General features: G+C 25.1%; 1 protein-coding gene and 1 pseudogene. One reads left to right on the top strand and one right to left on the bottom strand.

What is annotated here, in order from left to right:
• Positions 1–260 (bottom strand): annotated as a pseudogene (locus tag SVN78_10970) (glycosyltransferase family 2 protein).
• A 148-nt stretch (positions 261–408) separates the two neighbouring features.
• On the opposite strand from SVN78_10970, the gene SVN78_10965 reads away from it, so the two are divergent.
• Positions 409–1,682 (top strand): FkbM family methyltransferase (locus tag SVN78_10965; GenBank protein ID MDY6822127.1); only part of this gene is annotated, 1,274 nt, incomplete at its 3' end.

Here is a 1,682-nt window from a genome sequence, read left to right as displayed (position 1 = left end):
ATAAAATCTATCTGTTCATTTAGTTTATACTCATAATAATAATCATCATCATCTAAAAAGGCTATATAGTCACCAGTTGCTTTCTTTAAGCCAGTATTTCTTGCTGATGAAGGCCCTTTATTTTCCTTATGTTTTAAGTAGATTATCCTTTTATCTTTATACTCTTTTATTATATCTTCTGTATTATCTGTTGATCCGTCATTAATAATAATTAATTCAAAATTCTTATAGGTTTGATTAAGTACACTTTCAATGGCTTGCCTTAAATATACACCGCCTCCCCTTGTTGCTCCATTATACGTTGGTAGAATTACTGAGATTTTATGCATATTGATTATTATATTAAAAATGACTATATTATAATGCAATAAAAATTTGACGTATTAATAATAAAATACAAAGTTTAATATGAATGATAAACCGGTAAATATACTAATAACTGTAGATGATAACTATATCCAGCATGCGGCTGTAATGATAACATCACTGCTTGGTAAGACATCTAAATATATAAACCTTTATCTAATGTATTGTGAATTATCAGCTCAAAATATAGAAAAGTTCAAAAATTTTATAATGAGATATAAGAATGTCAAAACATTTAATCCCATATATGTAGATCTTAAAAAATATCTTGATAAACCACCTATTAAATCATACTTAACAAAAACAACATACTTGCGAATATTAGCTCCATATTTTATTAATGATAACTATGTAATTTATTTGGATCCAGATTTAATATTATTAGATGATATCTCTAAAATTCTTGATGAAGTTATTTTTAATCTTGAAACGCCCTTTTTATATGCCGTTGAAAGTTGTGTTAATCATAAAATAAAGTTAGGCCTAACTGCAGAAGAACCAACTTTTTGCGGGGGCATTATGGTCTTAAACTTAAAATCAATGCGCAAACTTAATATACCGGAAAAATGTATTAAATTCATTATAGATAATGAAAATATTATAGTAGGCCCACTTGATGATTCGTTGAATGTTATAGTCAAAAGTAAATGGAAACCTCTAAATCCAAAATGGAATGTATACTATAAAATGATTTACAATTTTGAAGTATATACAAGTCAATCAATATGTTATACAAAACAAGAAATAAAAAATGCAATCAACAAACCTTCAATTGTCCATTTTACAGGCCCTATTAAACCCTGGCATTATATTGATAAACATCCCTACAAAAAATATTATTGGGAATATCTTAAAAAAACACCCTGGAAAAATTATAAACCTTCCGATAAAAATTTCAAAAATTTTCTTAAAAAATATTTTATAGATTTCATAAAATTAAGAAAATCTATAATTAAATTTTGGAAACATTATTTTACAAGAAAAAAATTTATAAGGCTAAATAAACTATTATATGAATTGGGGTTACACGGTATAGGTATTAAAAATTTTAATAAAGATATGATTATAACTGGAGAAACTAACTTTATCAAAAACTATTTTAAAGATTGTGATAAAGGTATTGTTTTCGATGTTGGTGCTTTTGTTGGTAATTATTCAAAAAAAATTTTAGATATAACAAAAAAAGTTGAGATCTATGCATTTGAGGCAAATCCTAAAAATTATGAAAAACTTAAAAATAATATTAACAATAAACGATTTCATCCATATAACGTGGCAGTGGGAAATTATAATAGTTATATTGATTTATTTGATAA

This window comes from Deferribacterota bacterium (assembly GCA_034189185.1).
Classification (GTDB): domain Bacteria; phylum Chrysiogenota; class Deferribacteres; order Deferribacterales; family UBA228; genus UBA228.
The sequence above is the reverse complement of the archived record's forward strand: the minus strand, read 5'-3'. Positions and strand labels throughout refer to the sequence as shown.